The sequence below is a fragment of the Neobacillus novalis NBRC 102450 genome (genome assembly GCF_001591805.1).
Classification (GTDB): domain Bacteria; phylum Bacillota; class Bacilli; order Bacillales; family Cytobacillaceae; genus Neobacillus; species Neobacillus novalis.
On the sequence record NZ_BCVP01000010.1, the window covers coordinates 17,303 to 32,800 of the forward strand.

Sequence of the window (15,498 nt, forward strand, 5' to 3'; positions counted from 1 at the left end):
TTAAATGAGAAATGGCTTGGACTATGGTTGATAATAACTAAAATATTTTGCCTTCTTGGATTTCGATCAGAAAAAGCGAATGAACACAGTTAATCCCAGTGTTAAAGGGTCAGACACCCCGCACGTTAAAGCTATAGTTCACCGGGGGTCTGACCCACTAGCCATTTTTCCCCACACAAAAAAACACCCACAAATGTTGAAAAAACAACATTTGTGAATGTTTCGCAACGAAAAAAACCAGAGTAACCGTGCCTCTGGTCTTTACTTCGTTCTATACGATGAATTCCCGTGTTCTTGTTGCAGCTCATCTACCGTTTGAAGGCGATAATCACCTCTTTGGTCGTCTATCGTAGTGGAAAAGGAAAGCTCTGTTTGAGGAATGGAATCTGCCAATTCATCAAACTTTTCTTGCGCATTAACCGTACGTTTTGCATACGGAAGAACCTCTAGCCTGTCATAAGGAATGTCCTCTCCAGTATCTACACATTTTCCATATGTTCCGCTGCGAATTCGGTCTAACGCTTCATTTACTTCATTTAATATATGTTGAGCTGAATCTTTTATTGAAAATTGTACTTCTCTTTCTTCCAATTGTGTGGCCGTATCAGCAAAGTGGCTATCATAGCTTGCCAATTCACCATAATCCTCAAATGACAATGGCTTGTTTGCTTCGATAACTTCAAGCATTTCCTGTTTCATTCGTGTCAATTTTTTCTTAAAATGGGTGAGTTCCCTTTCTGTTAACATATTTTTTTCCTCTCTTTCGTTTCTTTTACTTTTTTTACATACCCTTTCAACATAGAATCATAACTTGGACATCCAATGAAATTTCGGGCTCAATTAAAAAATCCCACGATTACAAGAGTTCTGGATGTAAACAAATAATGAATCTGCTGCACCCGAAGGCTGACCATCTGGCATTAATTAAGCATTCTATCAAAAAAAAATAATAGAAATCGATACTTATTTAGGAAAATGGGTATTATACCTTCTAGAGCAAATTATTTTTCTAAGAAAGAAGGGATTATCTTGATTTGGACAATTATTGGATTTTTACTATTATGTTGGGTTCTCGGGCTTGTTTTCCATATTGCTGGAGGGCTTATTCACCTGTTACTCGTAGTAGCTGTCGTAGTGTTCCTTTTTAAATTATTTTCAGGCAGAATGGGGAATAAAGCCTAATCACCGTCATTTTTCTAGATCAGCGTGGTTCTGTCCGGCTGGCCCCATTTCCACCTCCGGACAGCATTCAGAGTCCAAACATAAAAAAGAACCAGATCCCGTCCTATTACTGGATGGGGCCTGGTTCTTTTTGGGTCACTAAAAAAAGTTCAATCATTGTTTTTGTTCCTTCGACTTCCACCATTACTCTTGGAGTTTTAGACGTACATTCCTTTGTCATTTTTCAAGGCATATTGAACGACCCCGTTTGTTTAAGTACATTCCCTCACAATGTTCCAAGCTACTTGAAGTAAAAACTAAGTTTTTTATAACCTATGGAGTATTGGTTACGAGTTTGCCTTTTGTGATAAACAGAATTCCTGGCAATAAAATAACTGATACAACAATTAAAATGATGGTCATCCAACTTTGGTTAGTATCGTTGACTCCAGTGGCAAACATCACGCCAAATAAACTAGAGGCGAGGATATTGCCCATGAATCTCGATGTCATAAATAAACCTGAAGCCGTTCCAGTTTCAGATACAGAAACAAAAGAAAAGAGTAACGTCTGTAAACCTATATTTAAAATACCATTACTGATTCCAATGGTCGACAACACCAAGAATATCCAGTAAAGTGGAGAGTCATGATTGATTGTCAAAAAGAGGATAACACCCACTAATCCTATAACACCCCCTGTAAGTAAAGGTATTCTATATCCTAACTTTTCAATCCAACGAGTCGCAAGAGGAGTCATGATAATACCAAATATGGAAATAGAGAGCATCATAATGCCAGTTTGTTTAGAGCTAAGCAATAATACAGACTGAAAATAGATTGGCATGGAAAGCAGCAGGGCAAAAAAAATTAAGGTAGATAAAATATATTGAACATACACGAATGAAATGTTGAGATTTTTCTTCAAGAACACGACATCAATAAAAGGTTCGTCTTTCCTTTTTTCAAAGTAGTAAAATAATAATGTTAACGCTAAAGAACCAATAAATGTCCATAAATTTAAACCAGTTTCTAATGTTTGGAAGAAGTACATCCAAACAGTGATTAAAAAACTGAATAATAAAATCCCAATCCCATCCCATTTGAATGTTCTAGCTGTTTTCTTTTCATCATTTGGGATAGAAAGGACAGCCAAAATGGCTGAAATAATGATAATTGGAAAGTTTATATAAAAAATCACATGCCAGCCGCCCTGCTGAATTAACAGCCCACTGATTGTCGGCCCAAAGGCAGCGGTAGTGGTAGCAAATACCGAAAGTGTACCGATTACTCTATTTTGATTTTTTTCAATAGTAGAACGAATGATTCCAATTCCAGCAGGATACAGAGCAGATGTACCGATTGCTTGTATCGTTCTCATTGCTAGTAGAAACGGCATATTCGGAGATAATGGAGCAGTAAATGAAGAAATACCTACCAATAGAAGTCCAAACAAAAAGATTTTTTTCCTTCCATAGAAGTCACTAAGTTTACCAATAAGGGGTAAGAAAATAGCACTTATGATAAAATAGGAAGCAATTAACCATGTAATATCTTTTGATGAAAGCATAAATTCATTTTTTATCTCTGGTAAAGCAACAGTTATCATCGTCGTATTTAATGGGTTTAATATTACACCTAAAGCGATTGCGACGATTAAAAAATTCTGATTTTTAACGAGAGAAAGATTCTTTGTTACCGACATAAAACTCATATTCTCCTCTTTGATAAATTCTATTTAGATAAAAGTATATCAAATAAAATGAATTTTATCCTCTTGTGTAAGTTGTACAAAAATTCATTGGTTCTCACTCAATTCTAACTCCTTTATAGTTATGCCATCTGTGGTTAGTCGATATAATCCGAAAACAACTGGATTAATTTGCACCAATCCCTAACTCAAAAGATCCTTGAGTACCTGTTGTACGTCCGATAAATTCCCCGATGGTTTCGGAAGCTGATTAGCAATCTGTATCGCTGTCTGCCATTCAGTGGTTATTGATAGCAACACGCTTCGTTGTTTTGTGGAGAAGTTCATATTTTCTTCCTCCCTACTTTTTTAGGTCATCATATTATTATATTGTGTACGTTCTTAATGACTGAAAAGTTTCGTTAATCGGTAACAAACAGCTATCTACAATCATTTTACTTATTGATACTTTATCACTACGATGACCATGCAAGGTTAACACGCTGCTGCACCATAACTAGGTTTTATCTAATAGAAAACAGGGAATGTATCCTCTAGACATAGTAACCCCTGTTGTATAATTAAAGAGGAGTGATTTTCGTGGACAAGCAGTTAAATGACCAAGAACTAGCAAACCATATTTATAAAAACGGAGATTCATTAACAAGTTTTGATGATTTCAGAGAATACCTGAGAGGAAAAGTTAGTTTAGGAAAAAAACTAGGGATGGACGAGGAGCAATTAGCCAATTCGGCTCAGAAAGTAGCCGATTACCTTGCCGATAAGCAGCCGCCTAAAAATTCCGAGGAGCGATTATTGCAGGAGCTTTGGAAAGTAGGTAAGGAAGATGAACAACACAAACTGGCACATATGCTTGTCCGATTAGTACAGGATTAATATTAAAAAAGCACATCACATATTTATATTAGTGATGTGCTTTTAAGCTTTACGATCTGAAAGGGTTTAAAATTCTTCGTATGTAGCTGGATCTTGATTGTTAATTCTGCCGTCCGCCCGAGTTAATCCTGAAATCCTGTTCATTTCAGTATCATCTAGTGAAAAGTCGAAAATAGATATATTTTCAAGTTGCCGTGCAGGAGACGCAGATTTTGGAATGGAAATGGCGCCTAGCTGATAATGCCAACGTAAAATAATTTGTGATAAAGACTTGTTATGGTGTTCGGCAATCTGTTGAATCATATCATTTTGTAAAACTTCACTTGCACGAGCTAATGGACTCCAAGACTCAGTCTGTATTTTATTCTCTTCATGCCATTTTCTTTGTGGTGCTTGATTGAAAAATGGGTGTAATTCAATTTGATTCATGCTAGGTTTTACGCCAGTTTCCTTTTCTAAGCGCATTAAATGCTCAGGTAAGAAATTGCAAACACCAATAGAACGAATAAGCCCCTCTTTTTTAGCGTCAATTAATGCTTGCCACGCTTCTACGTAAGTATCCTGTTTAGGGTTTGGCCAATGAATCAAATATAGATCATAATAATCAAGATTTGCACGATATAATGATTCTTGAATGGTCGTAATCGCTTTATCATAAGACTGATAGCGGCCGGGCAGTTTGGATGTAATTTTTAATTCCTCTCTTGGAACAGAACTGCGTCTAACGGCCTCCCCTACCGTTCCTTCATTTTCATAATTATAAGCAGAATCGATAAGACGATAGCCGAAATCGATTGCACTTAGGATAGAATTAACACCTTCATTTCCCTTAAGTTTATATGTTCCCAAACCGATTACCGGCACTGTCATCCCATCATTTAGTGTAATTTCCGGAATTGTCTTGCCCATAATTAATCACTCCCTTCAATGAGTTTCTCTATAAGGTAAGGCAGCTACAGCTTACAGATGCAATCATAATCAATATCAAAAGATTTTCCTTCAAATTTAACAGCAGAAACTTGAGTAAATCAAGTCGGAGATTCTCATCATCCTCCTCACTTTTCCTTCAGCTTCTTTTCTATATATTATAGGCCAGATTTGTTGATTCCTACAATTAAAATTAAGTATAAGATTTAATACTTATTGTCCAATCGGTAACATATGTAATACCGAAGGAGGTTTGATATTGAAAAAATTATTAATCGCTAATCTGCTATTATTGTTTAGTTTAATTTATGTAGTTGTTCGGATTACCCATAGATCATTATATCTTCCTCAGATGTATATAAATGCTGATAATCCTGTTAGTTTCCATTGGTATTTCATTGCAATAGATACTGGATTAATTCAAGACAAAATTGGCAATTCAATGCACGTCTCAATTTATTTAATATGGATGACTCCAATTTATTTGCTTGTCTTAGTTTCTTTAATTCTTACCTTTTTAGCTTTAAAACAGAAAATGTAAAATAATTATTCCTTATGCACCTAGTGGTTTCAAAAAACAATCTAATAATGGAAATCGTGCATTACCTTTTAAGTATTAACAGGTAAAAAGAGTCAGACCCCCAGCACACTAAAGCGTGAGCACGTCGGGGTTCTGACCCTAGTAGTTTTATGGAACTATGCGAGTTATTTTGGCTGCTTCTTCTTCTAGTACATGAATTCCTCCGATTACTTCATAAGCTGAACCAAGTGACACAAGTAAATCTCCTGTAATCGCTAGTTGTTGTTCTTGAAAAAGTTTGACCAAATCTGTTTCTCCTAATTGTCTAGATACAGATACAGCTTCAAGAATCTGGCCAATCGTCCTAATCCAAACACCAGTTAGTATTTGTTGTTCGCCTATATTATTCGAATTATCTTCTAAATGAAAAAGCTCTGATAATCCTTTAAGTTCAATAATCTGTCCCAAGACTTGAACCCAAAGCCCGAATGAAACCTGTTTTTCTAGTTGTAAAATTTTTATACTTTTATGATCGCTATAATCTTTTCCCTTTTGATTGATATTCATTGAATAATCCATTCTTAGCAACCCCAGAACAAATTTTGCTTTATTTTATGTTAAACAATGGCAAATGTGTTTCCCTGAATCTTTTCTAAAAAAGGTTCTTTTTTCATTCTTTCCCGATATTTATTTGGTATTACAAGGTGGATTTTCTAAAAATCGAGAAAAAATTTCGTATTTCAAAAGTCAAAAGCTCCCCAAAACTAAGATCATCTGTTATTTTTAATATTATATTGTTATCCAAAAAATATGTTTACTTTTAAATCAAAGGAATTAAAACACTGGGGGAAAATTATGTATCAGCTGCGAGGACATCATCTATTTTGCCTTCTAGGCTATCGGGGAATGGGCTATTCCAAAGAATACGTAGAAAATATGACGCGATTGCATCAAATCTTGAGAAACAACCCAAAAACGCTGATTCAGCTCGTAAAGGGACCAGATCAGTTGTGTGAAAAGTACCCTAATTCAGGTGAATGCCATTGTCAAAACGACCAAATCTATGAAAGGGATTCCGTTATTTTAGACAAAATGGACCTTAAAATCGGCCAAATTCTGAAATGGGACGACATTGAGTCCCGTATCCGAAAGCATGTCAAACCCTCCGATATTCAAGTAGTCTGTGAAACTTGTTCTTGGCGTTCTTATGGGGTTTGCGAGGAAGGGATTCGAGAGATTCATGAAGGGAAGGGCTTAAGAGAAATTCAATAAGCCCGCAGTAATTCGATCAATTTTAAAAAAGTCTGATCCTCAGTGTAGCACATCGAGGTTCTCCCCCTTTAAAACAGCGAAAATAATAGCTTCCCTTATTTATTCTAGAGGGGTAGGCTTGGTTCCAATTACAATAGTAGCGTCTAGCTCATTATTGTGTGCTAACTGAGGTATTAGTCCGTATTGGCTAAAAATTTCAAAGGTCTGATGTGCCTGAATTTGGCTTGTCTCTACTAATAGGTGCCCGCCCGAAGCCAGCCAGAGAGTTGCTTCCTCTGCCACTCTTCGCTGAATATCAAGTCCGTCATCTCCTCCGTCAAGCGCCACCTTTGGTTCATGTAGACGTGCATCCTGGGGAAGCAGCTTGATTGCCTTGGTAGGTACGTAAGGTGTGTTTGCAACTAGGATATCGACATTCCTACGCAGTTTGGCTGGTAGTGGTTCATAGAGGTAGCCTTCATATACGTGACCACCTTGGTTAGTAACATTGCGGCGGGCACAGCGCACTGCAGTTGGGTCGATGTCGACTGCATACAACTCAATCCACCCCACAGCTTTGGCTATCGCGACACCGACCGCGCCAGTACCGCAGCAAAGGTCAACGACTATGGCTCCAGGAATAGAAAAGGCAACAGCCTTTTGGACGAGAAACTCAGTACGGCGGCGCGGGACGAAGACTCCTGGGTCTACTGCTATCCTGATGCCGCAGAACTCCGCCCAACCGAGGACATGTTCAAGGGGGATACCAGTTATTCGCAGATTAACCAAAGTGAAGAGGGCATCCAATGTCCGTGCCTCAGACATTAGAAGTTTAGCCTCTTCTTCTGCGAAAACACAACCGGCGGTGCGAAGTTTCTCGATTATACTTTTTTTAATTTTGTCATCAATATAAAAATTAATTTGCTCTCCTATAAATACCACCCATCCTTTATAACGGTTATTATAGGAAGTTCGTTAAAAATTGGAAAAGTCCTTCTTCAGTCTGCCAGGTTAGAGGAAAAAGATAAAAAGTCGCCGCAGCAACCGTTTGTTTAATAAGCTCTATCCAAAATTCCTATCCAAAAACAGAAGTAGATAACTACCTGCACAAAGATAAATTGCCACTTGAGTTATGACATAAATAAAAAATTCAAATAAGGTTAATTTTCTTTCTCTCTTAATTTTTTTAAAATGTCGATAATAATAGAATGAACATAGGAGTAGTAATACTGCCGATAATTGGAATATATTTTCCAATAGACTAATCAAATAATCATCTCCTCATATTAAAAATATATTTATCTCATTTAACTCTTCTGTCCTACTCCAATAAAAAAAGCACTTCTTAATTGAACTAATTTTTTTGTAATCTTCAACTATTATCTGAATAGGATTAAATGCTTCTTTTGCTTTCACTTTATCAGATTCTTTTTGAACATCATATGTTATCAATGCTTTCCATAGAGCCCATCCTCGTGCTCTATTCCAGGTTTTCTCGTCCAAATTCATTTCATTCTTGCACACTTTTCTACTGGCATCATCAAAAAAAGTCCAGGCTATTGCTGCATCACAAGAGGGATCTCCTACTCCCAAAATACCAAAATCAATAACTGCACAGAGCTTTCCATCTTTAACCAACTCCTCCTTTGTTAAACTCAAGCACCCCTTTGTTTAAGTATATTCATTCACAATTTTTTTAGGCTGTTAGCTTCCGGCATTTCGATTTCTACATTTAGATGAAGCATGACCATCTATTTAATTTCCGTTTTTTTAAATTGAATAAAAATATATTTATCTTTTTCAATATCAATTACTCGAACATTTAAGTTTTCCCTCTTGTAATCACAATTCATATCTTCCTACATCTTTGCCTGAGGATAGCTAGTTGCAAATAATTTTACAACTAGCAAAAAAAAATTTTAGGAAAAGATTACATATCTTTATAAATACAAGGGTATTATAAAGTTTGTTATTATATTAGAAAAGTTATTAACGAAACTAGAAGGTGGTATAACTTATGGTTATAGAATGGTCAACAACAGCAGTATATAATACGATTATGGCCGTATCAGTAGGTATTGGATTATTATTAATTGTTAGATTTTTTTCTCACTTACATGCAAATAAAATTGGGCATTTAGAGGGTTGGGCTATTGGTTTTGCCGTTCCAGGGCTCATTTTAACGATAACTGGATTTCACATGTCATTGACTTGGCCTCTATCAAAAATGGGCTTTCCATTTGATGATATTATCTTTGGTGAATCATCCATAGCTTTTGGGGTTCTTTTATTAGGAATAACGGTTCTATTATGGAGAAAAGCAAATTTATTTTTAAAACAAGGGATTGATACTAGCAATTCAACTGTAGTATCTGAAAGATTAAGGAAGGAATTGCCATATTTACTTAAGCCTTTATCTTATTTCGGTGCTGCAATGGGATTTGCTCTTATTGCAATGGGATGTGCCGGTGTTACGTTTCATTTATTTGCCGCACCGCCTCAAGAACCTATTTCCGGATTATTCGCTGATTATCCAATGATTGAAGCAACTTTTATGTCTTTGTTACTTGCTCTTACAGGTGTTGGGGCTATTCTTTTCGCAGTAAACCAAAAAGAAAATCCAAGCCCAAGTTTGTTTAAATTCAATCAATGGGCATGGACTATTACTGGTATCATTTGGACTGCATTCGGTATTATGAATTATTTTACTCATATAGGATTAATCATACACACACTGGGGCACTAAGAATCATGAAAATGAGCAAACATCCTTTACACAAAGGATGTTTGCCTCTTTTATATGCTACTTCCTTTATATTATAAATACTCAGTACTCACCGTGCTCTGTTATAATTAGGTATCTTAATCATTTTATTCTTAAAATCAATCTTCGGAGGTAATTCAGATGAGGTTTTTTTTAGTTCGATTACCCCTGCATCGGTAATGCTAAAACGAGCTATATATTCATCATTATTATTAATAATTACAAATTCATCTTTGTTTTTAAATAAAGCAAAATTGAATTGCATTATGAGTTTCCAATTGTGAACTAAATTGTATTTTTCTATAGGGATGATTTGTTCTTCCACCATTTTATCCTCATTTGGCTTTTGTTTTTGATTATTATCATTCCCCACCAATGACTTCTTCCCCTCTCTTTTCTACTCATTTAGATAAACTATGATGGTTTTGTCTCCGAGTGTAGATGTTTGTCCCAAAAATTAAAAAAAGTCTATAAATAGCTCTGTTCAATAAAAAAAGCCGCCGAAAATGGCAGCTGGTCTTTAATCTTTCTGTTGTCCCTTTGGTATAAAATTTTTATTTCTTTTGTATCTTTATGATTGCATTTGATAATTAGTTGGATCATTAAATTTAACGCCCAATTGCTTATTTATGGTTTCTTGATCAGTATAAGGGGTTATTAAATATGCTTTATCCCAATCAAAGCCCTTTACAGAATTAAAATCGATTTCTGTCACACTATTTTTCTCCAAAGCAGAACTTATAGATTTCTCTAATCCTTTATTATGCATAGCAATGACTTGCGAACAACTTGCTAGAAAAATTAGCGAGAAACAAATCAAAAATACAAATTTCTTCTTTGAATTAACCTGTTTTCGTTAGCACAAAAAGCAAAAAAGAACACCGCAGCGATCCATCTTGAACTCTTGCTACCCGTCTGTTTAAGTACAATTCTTCACAATATCGGAAATTTCCCTCAACATGTTAATCGTTTGACTGGTTGGCTACGAGTATTGAAAAACATGCCTTCATTTTCGTAACATAGAGGACACTATTAAACAAGAAGTAAAAAACTCCGTTGCTCTTTATCATCAATGGAGTTTTTTGTGATCGATAAATTTACTCGCTAATTTGTCGGAAGAGTCAAATTAATTTTTGGAGTTGTTTGAAAAGAAAAATGTGACTTCAGGGAAGTAATCTTTCTCATTGTTTGTTAGCGATCGTTCGAAAATAATCATATCCAGATCATCGTAATTAGAGAATGTTTTGTTAATTCAAAAGTAAAGTGATCAAAGAAAGCAGTTTATTTACTTTAATGAGATCTTACATTTTATATTTTGATGATAATAGGTTTCCCATTGTTTTAGAAGACTATCCTATACGGAATTTTCAGGGAACAAAACAGGCACCATCCAAGTTGTAAAAAGATATCTGGATATAATGGAAAAAAGGTTCATGAATAGCAAGCCGGCTTTTTCAAAAAATAAAGTAAAGGTGGTGTTATTCTATGACCATTGCGCTTATTCTCGGAGCAATTGTAATAGTCGGCGGTTTATTTTATACACTTAGAGTTGGTAAAGCGGTCGAAGTGAGAAATAGCGAATTGGATGGAGAAATTCATAGCACAATTAGAAAAAATTGGATTTCGTTAAATCCCGTTTTTCTTGCATATATCATAGCCCTTGGTGCTATATTGGTTTATATCGCATATCACGCAGTATCAAGGTAAGATGTATCGTTCCTAATCATTGAAGGGTTAGTTTATGAATGGGATTTCACCGTGGAATAAGGGGCAGACCCCAAGCGTTAGCGCATCGGGGGTCTGACACTTGAATTTTTTACTTTTCAAAATGTAAATCATCCGCATGCTGTAATAAAAAGTCTGACGGACTCTTGCCGAATAAATACAATCGATGCATCGGTCTTGTCATCGACACGTACAGCAATTTGATATCCAGATCTACTTTTGCATATGGTTCTTCCAAGCAAACAATCAAGACGGCATCAAATTCTAACCCTTTCGATAAATAAGAAGGTATAATCACGATGTGCCCCTTCTTCATATCTTCTTTTTCCTCGACTAATTGAATTGGAAGAGGACTATTTTTTAGGATTTGATGGATTCTTTGAGATTCTTTGTCGGTTCGTCCAATGATTGCAATCGTGTGAAGCTCTTCCTCTTTGAGTGAGGAAATATCTTGTTCCAGCTGCAGCCTGACTTGTTCTAGATTCGAAGGGTCAATGGTTTTAAACAATGGTTTTTGACCATGTCGTATGACGGGTTTGACCTTTGGCAAGTCTTGGTCGATCAACTGAAGGATATCGTTTGCCAAATTCATTATCTCAACAGTCGTTCGGTAGCTTTTTTGTAAGGCTTGATAATTCGCATTAGGGAAGATATCTTTCAATATCGGCGCCCAACTATTCAAGCCGCGATAGGAATGAATCCCTTGTGCTAAATCTCCCACAATGGTAAACAAATCTGTATCAAAGCCCTCTTTTAATGCGGCAAATTGAAAATAGCTGTAATCCTGTGCTTCATCAATAAAGATACTCCGCATTTTATATTTTTCATCGATCCCTTCCAATTTTGTTTTCATATAAAAGATTGGAGCTAAATCCTCAAGTTCGTATGCACCTCGATCAAAAATCCGCTGACAATATTTACTTAGCAGCTTACACTCTTGATCTGTAAGTGTAGTCGAATGCATGTTGATCATTTCAGGAGAAGTCATTAGTTCTTTATACAAGGTAAACATATCTTTCATGACAAACGCATCCATATATTTTTTTACTGCGACCTTTGCCTCCTGCTCCACCCTTTTTACTCTTTGTTCTTTCTTCTCCATCAGGGTAACTACTTTTTGCTTTCTTTTTTCTGGTTCCAGCCTCCTGCTATATAGAGCCTTCTCTAGTGCTTCTTCATATCTAGTGTTAAGATTTGACAGCATAATGGCTTTCTTCTTTTTTAAATCACTTGCTAATAGGGCTTTTATTTTATTAAGTCTTTTATAGATTGGTAAGTATGTATATTCGTTTAAAAATAGTTTTTTGAGATTTTTTCCCCTCAGGAGAATCGATTTTTCTACAATAAAATCCTCTCCAGGGGCGAGTTTTAACTCCAATTCTTTTATATAACTATGGATTAATTCCTTAAATTCGAGTGATCCCTTATAGCTCGAAACCCATTGCAGTTGCTTAGATTTCCCATTCCCTTCAAGGAGCTTCATCAGCTTAGAATTAGGAGAAAATAGTTTAATTTTCTGTCCCAAACAACTTTTCATAAAATCGATAAAAGTGGTCTGGTTAATTTTGTTAACTCCAAGTTCAGGTAAAACGGCCGATATATAATCAATAAATAGTCGGTTTGGTGCGAGAATCATTAATTTTTCTGGAGGAAATTGAAACCCTAGTGTATAGAGAAAGTAGGATATTCTATGGAGTGCGATGGTTGTTTTCCCGCTTCCGGCGGCCCCTTGAACGATAATCGGGTGCTTCAGTGATGCCCGAATCACTTCATTTTGCTCATTTTGAATGGTCGCAACGATTTCTGTTAATCGATTGTCTGCTTTACCTGACAAAGATTTCTGCAAAAGTTCATCATGTGTCGTCAGATCGATATCTCGGATTTCTTTTAATAATCCTTCGATGATTTCATACTGCCGCTTTAATGCTAAGTAACCGGTTTGTGTCTCCCCATATGCATCATAGGACACGTCTCCGAGCCGGCCATCATAGTAGACATTGGCAATCGGTGACCTCCAATCGACGATAATCGGCTGCTGTGTCACACGATCAAACAAGGAAACCTTGCCGATGTACAAAACTTCTTCCATTTTCGTACTATTGCTCGTATAATCAATCCTTGAAAAATAGGGCTTGCCAATCACGCTTTCTAGCCTTTTCAGTTCACTTTCCGCTAATTCAAGAAAACTTGCATTCGCGAGGAGATCCGTGTAGCTCGTACTACTATCCTTAGAATTTAAATCGGCAAAAGATTGCTTCATATTTTCAACAAAAAATTCTTTATTCCCCTTAGAAATATCTAAAACAGTTCGGATATATTCCTTTGTAAACTCTAAGCGCTCCACTTCTGTTTGATAGTCTTTATGGTCACGGACAGACACTTGATCTTTAGCACTCATCCTATTCAGTCATCACCTCTCTAGGTAATTTTTGAAACATTTGGATATTAAGATTAAACTAAATCTTTTATACTAGTCAAGTTTTTTAGTAATGAGAAAGTAGGAATATTAGCAAAAAAAATGATGCCTGCCCACCGCTGCGCATAAGGCCAACAACGGAGGGACAGGCACCAATTTTCACTTTTGTATTGTAATTTGTCGATTTCAGCCATTACTCCTGGAGTTTCACCCGTGCGTTTCTTTGCCTTTTTCCATCCGTCTCATCCTCGGCCTGTCGGTTATGCTTAATGAAAAAAGAAAGGATTAGTCCAATTAAGGAAAGTATGGAAACTACCATAAAGGCGATATTCGCTCCGTGGATATCCGGATAGGCAATATCTGGCCGCTGTTTACCTGCTTCTGCTGTTGTTGTCATCACTGTAACAAGGATGGCGGTTCCTACCGAAGCAGCGATCATTTTCATCGTATTATCCATGGCCGCCCCATGGGGAATTAATCGTTTGGGTAACTGGTTCAAGGCAGCTGTTGCGACAGGCATCATGACCATCGAAAGACCAAACATACGAATTCCATAAAGGACCGTAATATAGGTCATAGTTGTCGCTGGACTTAGTTTAGTAAACGCAAAGGAAGCTGCTGTCATGATTGTTAAGCCAATCATCACAAGCCATCTCGCACCGATTTTATCAAAGATTCTCCCAACAATCGGTGACATGAAGCCGCTTATCAAGGCACCAGGCAATAAAGCAAGACCCGCGTCAAAAGCGGAAAATCCCCTCATTCGCTGCATAAACAGCGGGATAATCGTCTCAGCTCCGATTAAGCCCATAAAGCCAATCATTCCAATGATAATGGCGAACGGGAAAATCGAAAAGCTAAATACACGGAATTCCAGCATGGGGTGTTTCAACCTTAATTGGCGGAAAATAAACACGAGCAAGGATACACCGCCAATTGCGAGTGAAAGAAGTGTCGCTGTATGGGTCCAACCATAATTTCCAGCACAAGTAAATCCATATAGAAGCCCGCCAAACCCGAATGAAGATAACAGAATCGATAGGACATCGACTTTTGGTCTGGAAACATCTGTTACATTTTTTAAGAAAAGGAATGCGACAATGATATCGATAAGCGCAATTGGTAAAATAATAAAAAATAACACTCTCCATGAAAAATGGGATGTAACCCATCCGGACAACGCTGGCCCAATGGCCGGTGCGAAGGAAATCACAAGACCAACAAGCCCCATTGCTGCACCGCGCTTATTGATTGGAAATATTAGTAAAAATACGGTGGTCATTAATGGCAGCATCACTCCTGCACCGATCGACTGAATGACCCTGCCTAAAAGGAGAATTGCAAAATTAGGAGCAATCCCGCACACAACGGTTCCAACTACAAAAATACTCATTGCCGAAATAAACAGCTGTCTCGTGGTAAATCGTTCTAATAAAAAGGCACTGATGGGAATCATGATCCCATTCACCAGCATAAAGACGGTCGTTAGCCATTGTGCACTATTTGCGGTAATGTTCATTTCATCCATAATTGGAGGTATTGCTGTAATCATCAGTGTCTGATTCAAAATGGCAATAAAAGTTCCCGCTAGCAACAGTCCGACAATCATTGACTGTTTATTGCCTGATTTCTCCATTCATCCAACTCCCCTGCTCTAAAAAGTAAAATAACACTGTTACAGATTACCTTCTTTTCCTCATGAATTCCACTGAAACGCTTTGGGAATGCGCCAACTTTCCCTTTGTTTTGTAAGAAAATATTATCTGGGGGAATTTTCTCAATCAAAAAAAACATCTACAAATTTTTGCAGATGCTGTCTTTCAAAATACTGCTAAGGAATATCGCAGGTTGCTGAAAGAACCCAAGTCCAAAGAACGTGATTATCAACTTTCAGAGATACACAATCAACATATTTTAGCTCATAAACCTCCGGATTGAAATTTGCTGATCTCTATTTTTTTGATAGAGTTTTTCAACTTTATTTTGATGGGCAGCTTCTTCTGGATTAATCTTTCTCATTTTTACTGTTATTGAAAGGAATAAAATATTGATGGTCATTTACTCTCGTGAACGCCCAAATCGAAGTCATCTTAAAAGAGGCCGCCAAAAAGGCTGGAAGATTAAAAAAAGAATAAACCCTGTCCCCTT

19 protein-coding genes and 1 pseudogene are annotated in these 15,498 nt (G+C 36.8%); 6 read left to right on the top strand and 14 right to left on the bottom strand.

Annotated elements, in window-relative coordinates:
• Nucleotides 1-261: 261 nt before the first annotated feature.
• A complete protein-coding gene (locus BANVL01_RS07995) occupies nt 262-699 on the bottom strand; it encodes a TraR/DksA family transcriptional regulator (protein ID WP_169803147.1) in 438 nt (145 codons plus the stop codon).
• 276 nt (nt 700-975) lie between these two features.
• On the opposite strand from BANVL01_RS07995, the gene BANVL01_RS27200 reads away from it, so the two are divergent.
• Nucleotides 976-1,182 (top strand): lmo0937 family membrane protein, encoded by a 207-nt coding sequence (locus tag BANVL01_RS27200; protein ID WP_425311811.1) that lies wholly within the window; start codon nt 976-978, stop codon nt 1,180-1,182.
• A gap of 312 nt (nt 1,183-1,494) precedes the next feature.
• Here the strand turns inward: BANVL01_RS27200 and BANVL01_RS08000 are convergent, their stop codons facing one another.
• Both BANVL01_RS08000 and BANVL01_RS27205 read right to left on the bottom strand, forming a co-directional pair.
• Nucleotides 1,495-2,874: an MFS transporter gene (locus BANVL01_RS08000; protein ID WP_082804910.1), complete on the bottom strand. Its 1,380-nt coding sequence runs from the start codon at nt 2,872-2,874 to the stop codon at nt 1,495-1,497.
• Between the two features lie 180 nt (nt 2,875-3,054).
• Nucleotides 3,055-3,198, bottom strand: coding sequence for a hypothetical protein (locus BANVL01_RS27205; RefSeq protein ID WP_156482225.1), 144 nt, complete (start codon nt 3,196-3,198; stop codon nt 3,055-3,057).
• 252 nt (nt 3,199-3,450) lie between these two features.
• Here BANVL01_RS27205 and BANVL01_RS08005 point away from each other — a divergent pair, with 252 nt between their 5' ends.
• Nucleotides 3,451-3,747: a DUF3243 domain-containing protein gene (locus tag BANVL01_RS08005; protein ID WP_082804911.1), complete on the top strand. Its 297-nt coding sequence runs from the start codon at nt 3,451-3,453 to the stop codon at nt 3,745-3,747.
• 66 nt (nt 3,748-3,813) lie between these two features.
• On the opposite strand, the gene BANVL01_RS08010 is transcribed toward BANVL01_RS08005, so the two are convergent.
• On the bottom strand, nt 3,814-4,656 hold the full coding sequence (locus BANVL01_RS08010; protein ID WP_066086578.1) for an aldo/keto reductase: 843 nt from the start codon (nt 4,654-4,656) through the stop codon (nt 3,814-3,816).
• A gap of 277 nt (nt 4,657-4,933) precedes the next feature.
• Between BANVL01_RS08010 and BANVL01_RS08015 the strand changes: the two genes are divergently transcribed.
• Entirely contained in the window at nt 4,934-5,215 is a 282-nt protein-coding gene (locus tag BANVL01_RS08015) for a hypothetical protein (RefSeq protein ID WP_066086572.1), read from the top strand.
• 147 nt (nt 5,216-5,362) lie between these two features.
• Here the strand turns inward: BANVL01_RS08015 and BANVL01_RS08020 are convergent, their stop codons facing one another.
• A complete protein-coding gene (locus tag BANVL01_RS08020; protein ID WP_066086569.1) occupies nt 5,363-5,773 on the bottom strand; it encodes a hypothetical protein in 411 nt (136 codons plus the stop codon).
• A 276-nt stretch (nt 5,774-6,049) separates the two neighbouring features.
• Here BANVL01_RS08020 and BANVL01_RS08025 point away from each other — a divergent pair, with 276 nt between their 5' ends.
• Nucleotides 6,050-6,466: a DUF1284 domain-containing protein gene (locus BANVL01_RS08025; RefSeq protein WP_066086567.1), complete on the top strand. Its 417-nt coding sequence runs from the start codon at nt 6,050-6,052 to the stop codon at nt 6,464-6,466.
• A 99-nt stretch (nt 6,467-6,565) separates the two neighbouring features.
• Here the strand turns inward: BANVL01_RS08025 and BANVL01_RS08030 are convergent, their stop codons facing one another.
• The 3 genes and pseudogenes from BANVL01_RS08030 to BANVL01_RS08040 form a co-directional block, all read right to left on the bottom strand.
• Nucleotides 6,566-7,354, bottom strand: a complete 789-nt coding sequence (locus tag BANVL01_RS08030) for a putative protein N(5)-glutamine methyltransferase (RefSeq protein ID WP_066096430.1) — start codon at nt 7,352-7,354, stop codon at nt 6,566-6,568.
• A 153-nt stretch (nt 7,355-7,507) separates the two neighbouring features.
• Nucleotides 7,508-7,714, bottom strand: coding sequence for a hypothetical protein (locus tag BANVL01_RS28170; RefSeq protein ID WP_066086565.1), 207 nt, complete (start codon nt 7,712-7,714; stop codon nt 7,508-7,510).
• 93 nt (nt 7,715-7,807) lie between these two features.
• A pseudogene (locus BANVL01_RS08040) lies at nt 7,808-8,083 on the bottom strand (phosphotransferase); the annotation flags it as partial.
• A 379-nt stretch (nt 8,084-8,462) separates the two neighbouring features.
• Here BANVL01_RS08040 and BANVL01_RS08045 point away from each other — a divergent pair.
• Complete coding sequence (locus BANVL01_RS08045; RefSeq protein ID WP_066086557.1) at nt 8,463-9,191, top strand: DUF981 family protein; 729 nt, start codon at nt 8,463-8,465, stop codon at nt 9,189-9,191.
• Between the two features lie 88 nt (nt 9,192-9,279).
• On the opposite strand, the gene BANVL01_RS08050 is transcribed toward BANVL01_RS08045, so the two are convergent.
• Complete coding sequence (locus BANVL01_RS08050) at nt 9,280-9,582, bottom strand: hypothetical protein (protein WP_156487434.1); 303 nt, start codon at nt 9,580-9,582, stop codon at nt 9,280-9,282.
• Nucleotides 9,583-9,780: 198 nt separating this feature from the next.
• Nucleotides 9,781-9,924, bottom strand: a complete 144-nt coding sequence (locus tag BANVL01_RS27210; protein ID WP_156482228.1) for a hypothetical protein — start codon at nt 9,922-9,924, stop codon at nt 9,781-9,783.
• 770 nt (nt 9,925-10,694) lie between these two features.
• Between BANVL01_RS27210 and BANVL01_RS08055 the strand changes: the two genes are divergently transcribed.
• Nucleotides 10,695-10,916: a hypothetical protein gene (locus tag BANVL01_RS08055; RefSeq protein ID WP_066086553.1), complete on the top strand. Its 222-nt coding sequence runs from the start codon at nt 10,695-10,697 to the stop codon at nt 10,914-10,916.
• Nucleotides 10,917-11,025: 109 nt separating this feature from the next.
• On the opposite strand, the gene helD is transcribed toward BANVL01_RS08055, so the two are convergent.
• The 4 genes from helD to BANVL01_RS28560 all read right to left on the bottom strand — a co-directional run bounded on the left by helD (nt 11,026) and on the right by BANVL01_RS28560 (nt 15,408).
• Entirely contained in the window at nt 11,026-13,332 is a 2,307-nt protein-coding gene (gene helD, locus BANVL01_RS08060) for an RNA polymerase recycling motor HelD (protein ID WP_066086552.1), read from the bottom strand.
• Between the two features lie 53 nt (nt 13,333-13,385).
• Nucleotides 13,386-13,544 (bottom strand): hypothetical protein, encoded by a 159-nt coding sequence (locus tag BANVL01_RS28035; RefSeq protein ID WP_218010660.1) that lies wholly within the window; start codon nt 13,542-13,544, stop codon nt 13,386-13,388.
• Nucleotides 13,544-14,986 carry an MDR family MFS transporter gene (locus tag BANVL01_RS08065; RefSeq protein ID WP_066086549.1) on the bottom strand — a complete coding sequence of 481 codons (1,443 nt, stop codon included), beginning with the start codon at nt 14,984-14,986 and terminating at the stop codon, nt 13,544-13,546. The genes BANVL01_RS28035 and BANVL01_RS08065 overlap by 1 nt, the downstream gene beginning before the upstream one ends.
• Nucleotides 14,987-15,264: 278 nt before the next feature.
• Nucleotides 15,265-15,408 carry a YrzI family small protein gene (locus BANVL01_RS28560; protein ID WP_082804912.1) on the bottom strand — a complete coding sequence of 48 codons (144 nt, stop codon included), beginning with the start codon at nt 15,406-15,408 and terminating at the stop codon, nt 15,265-15,267.
• Nucleotides 15,409-15,498: the final 90 nt, after the last annotated feature.

Bases quoted from the DNA above. Each gene is read 5' to 3' on its own strand.
- helD (WP_066086552.1), bottom strand. From the start codon at position 13,332: ATGAGTGCTAAAGATCAAGTGTCTGTCCGTGACCATAAAGACTATCAA.
- BANVL01_RS08020 (WP_066086569.1), bottom strand. From the start codon at position 5,773: ATGGATTATTCAATGAATATCAATCAAAAGGGAAAAGATTATAGCGAT.
- BANVL01_RS08025 (WP_066086567.1), top strand. From the start codon at position 6,050: ATGTATCAGCTGCGAGGACATCATCTATTTTGCCTTCTAGGCTATCGG.
- BANVL01_RS27205 (WP_156482225.1), bottom strand. From the start codon at position 3,198: ATGAACTTCTCCACAAAACAACGAAGCGTGTTGCTATCAATAACCACT.
- BANVL01_RS08065 (WP_066086549.1), bottom strand. From the start codon at position 14,986: ATGGAGAAATCAGGCAATAAACAGTCAATGATTGTCGGACTGTTGCTA.
- BANVL01_RS08045 (WP_066086557.1), top strand. From the start codon at position 8,463: ATGGTTATAGAATGGTCAACAACAGCAGTATATAATACGATTATGGCC.
- BANVL01_RS27200 (WP_425311811.1), top strand. From the start codon at position 976: ATGGGTATTATACCTTCTAGAGCAAATTATTTTTCTAAGAAAGAAGGG.
- BANVL01_RS28560 (WP_082804912.1), bottom strand. From the start codon at position 15,408: ATGACCATCAATATTTTATTCCTTTCAATAACAGTAAAAATGAGAAAG.
- BANVL01_RS28035 (WP_218010660.1), bottom strand. From the start codon at position 13,544: ATGGCTGAAATCGACAAATTACAATACAAAAGTGAAAATTGGTGCCTG.
- BANVL01_RS08000 (WP_082804910.1), bottom strand. From the start codon at position 2,874: ATGAGTTTTATGTCGGTAACAAAGAATCTTTCTCTCGTTAAAAATCAG.
- BANVL01_RS08055 (WP_066086553.1), top strand. From the start codon at position 10,695: ATGACCATTGCGCTTATTCTCGGAGCAATTGTAATAGTCGGCGGTTTA.
- BANVL01_RS07995 (WP_169803147.1), bottom strand. From the start codon at position 699: ATGAAACAGGAAATGCTTGAAGTTATCGAAGCAAACAAGCCATTGTCA.
- BANVL01_RS08010 (WP_066086578.1), bottom strand. From the start codon at position 4,656: ATGGGCAAGACAATTCCGGAAATTACACTAAATGATGGGATGACAGTG.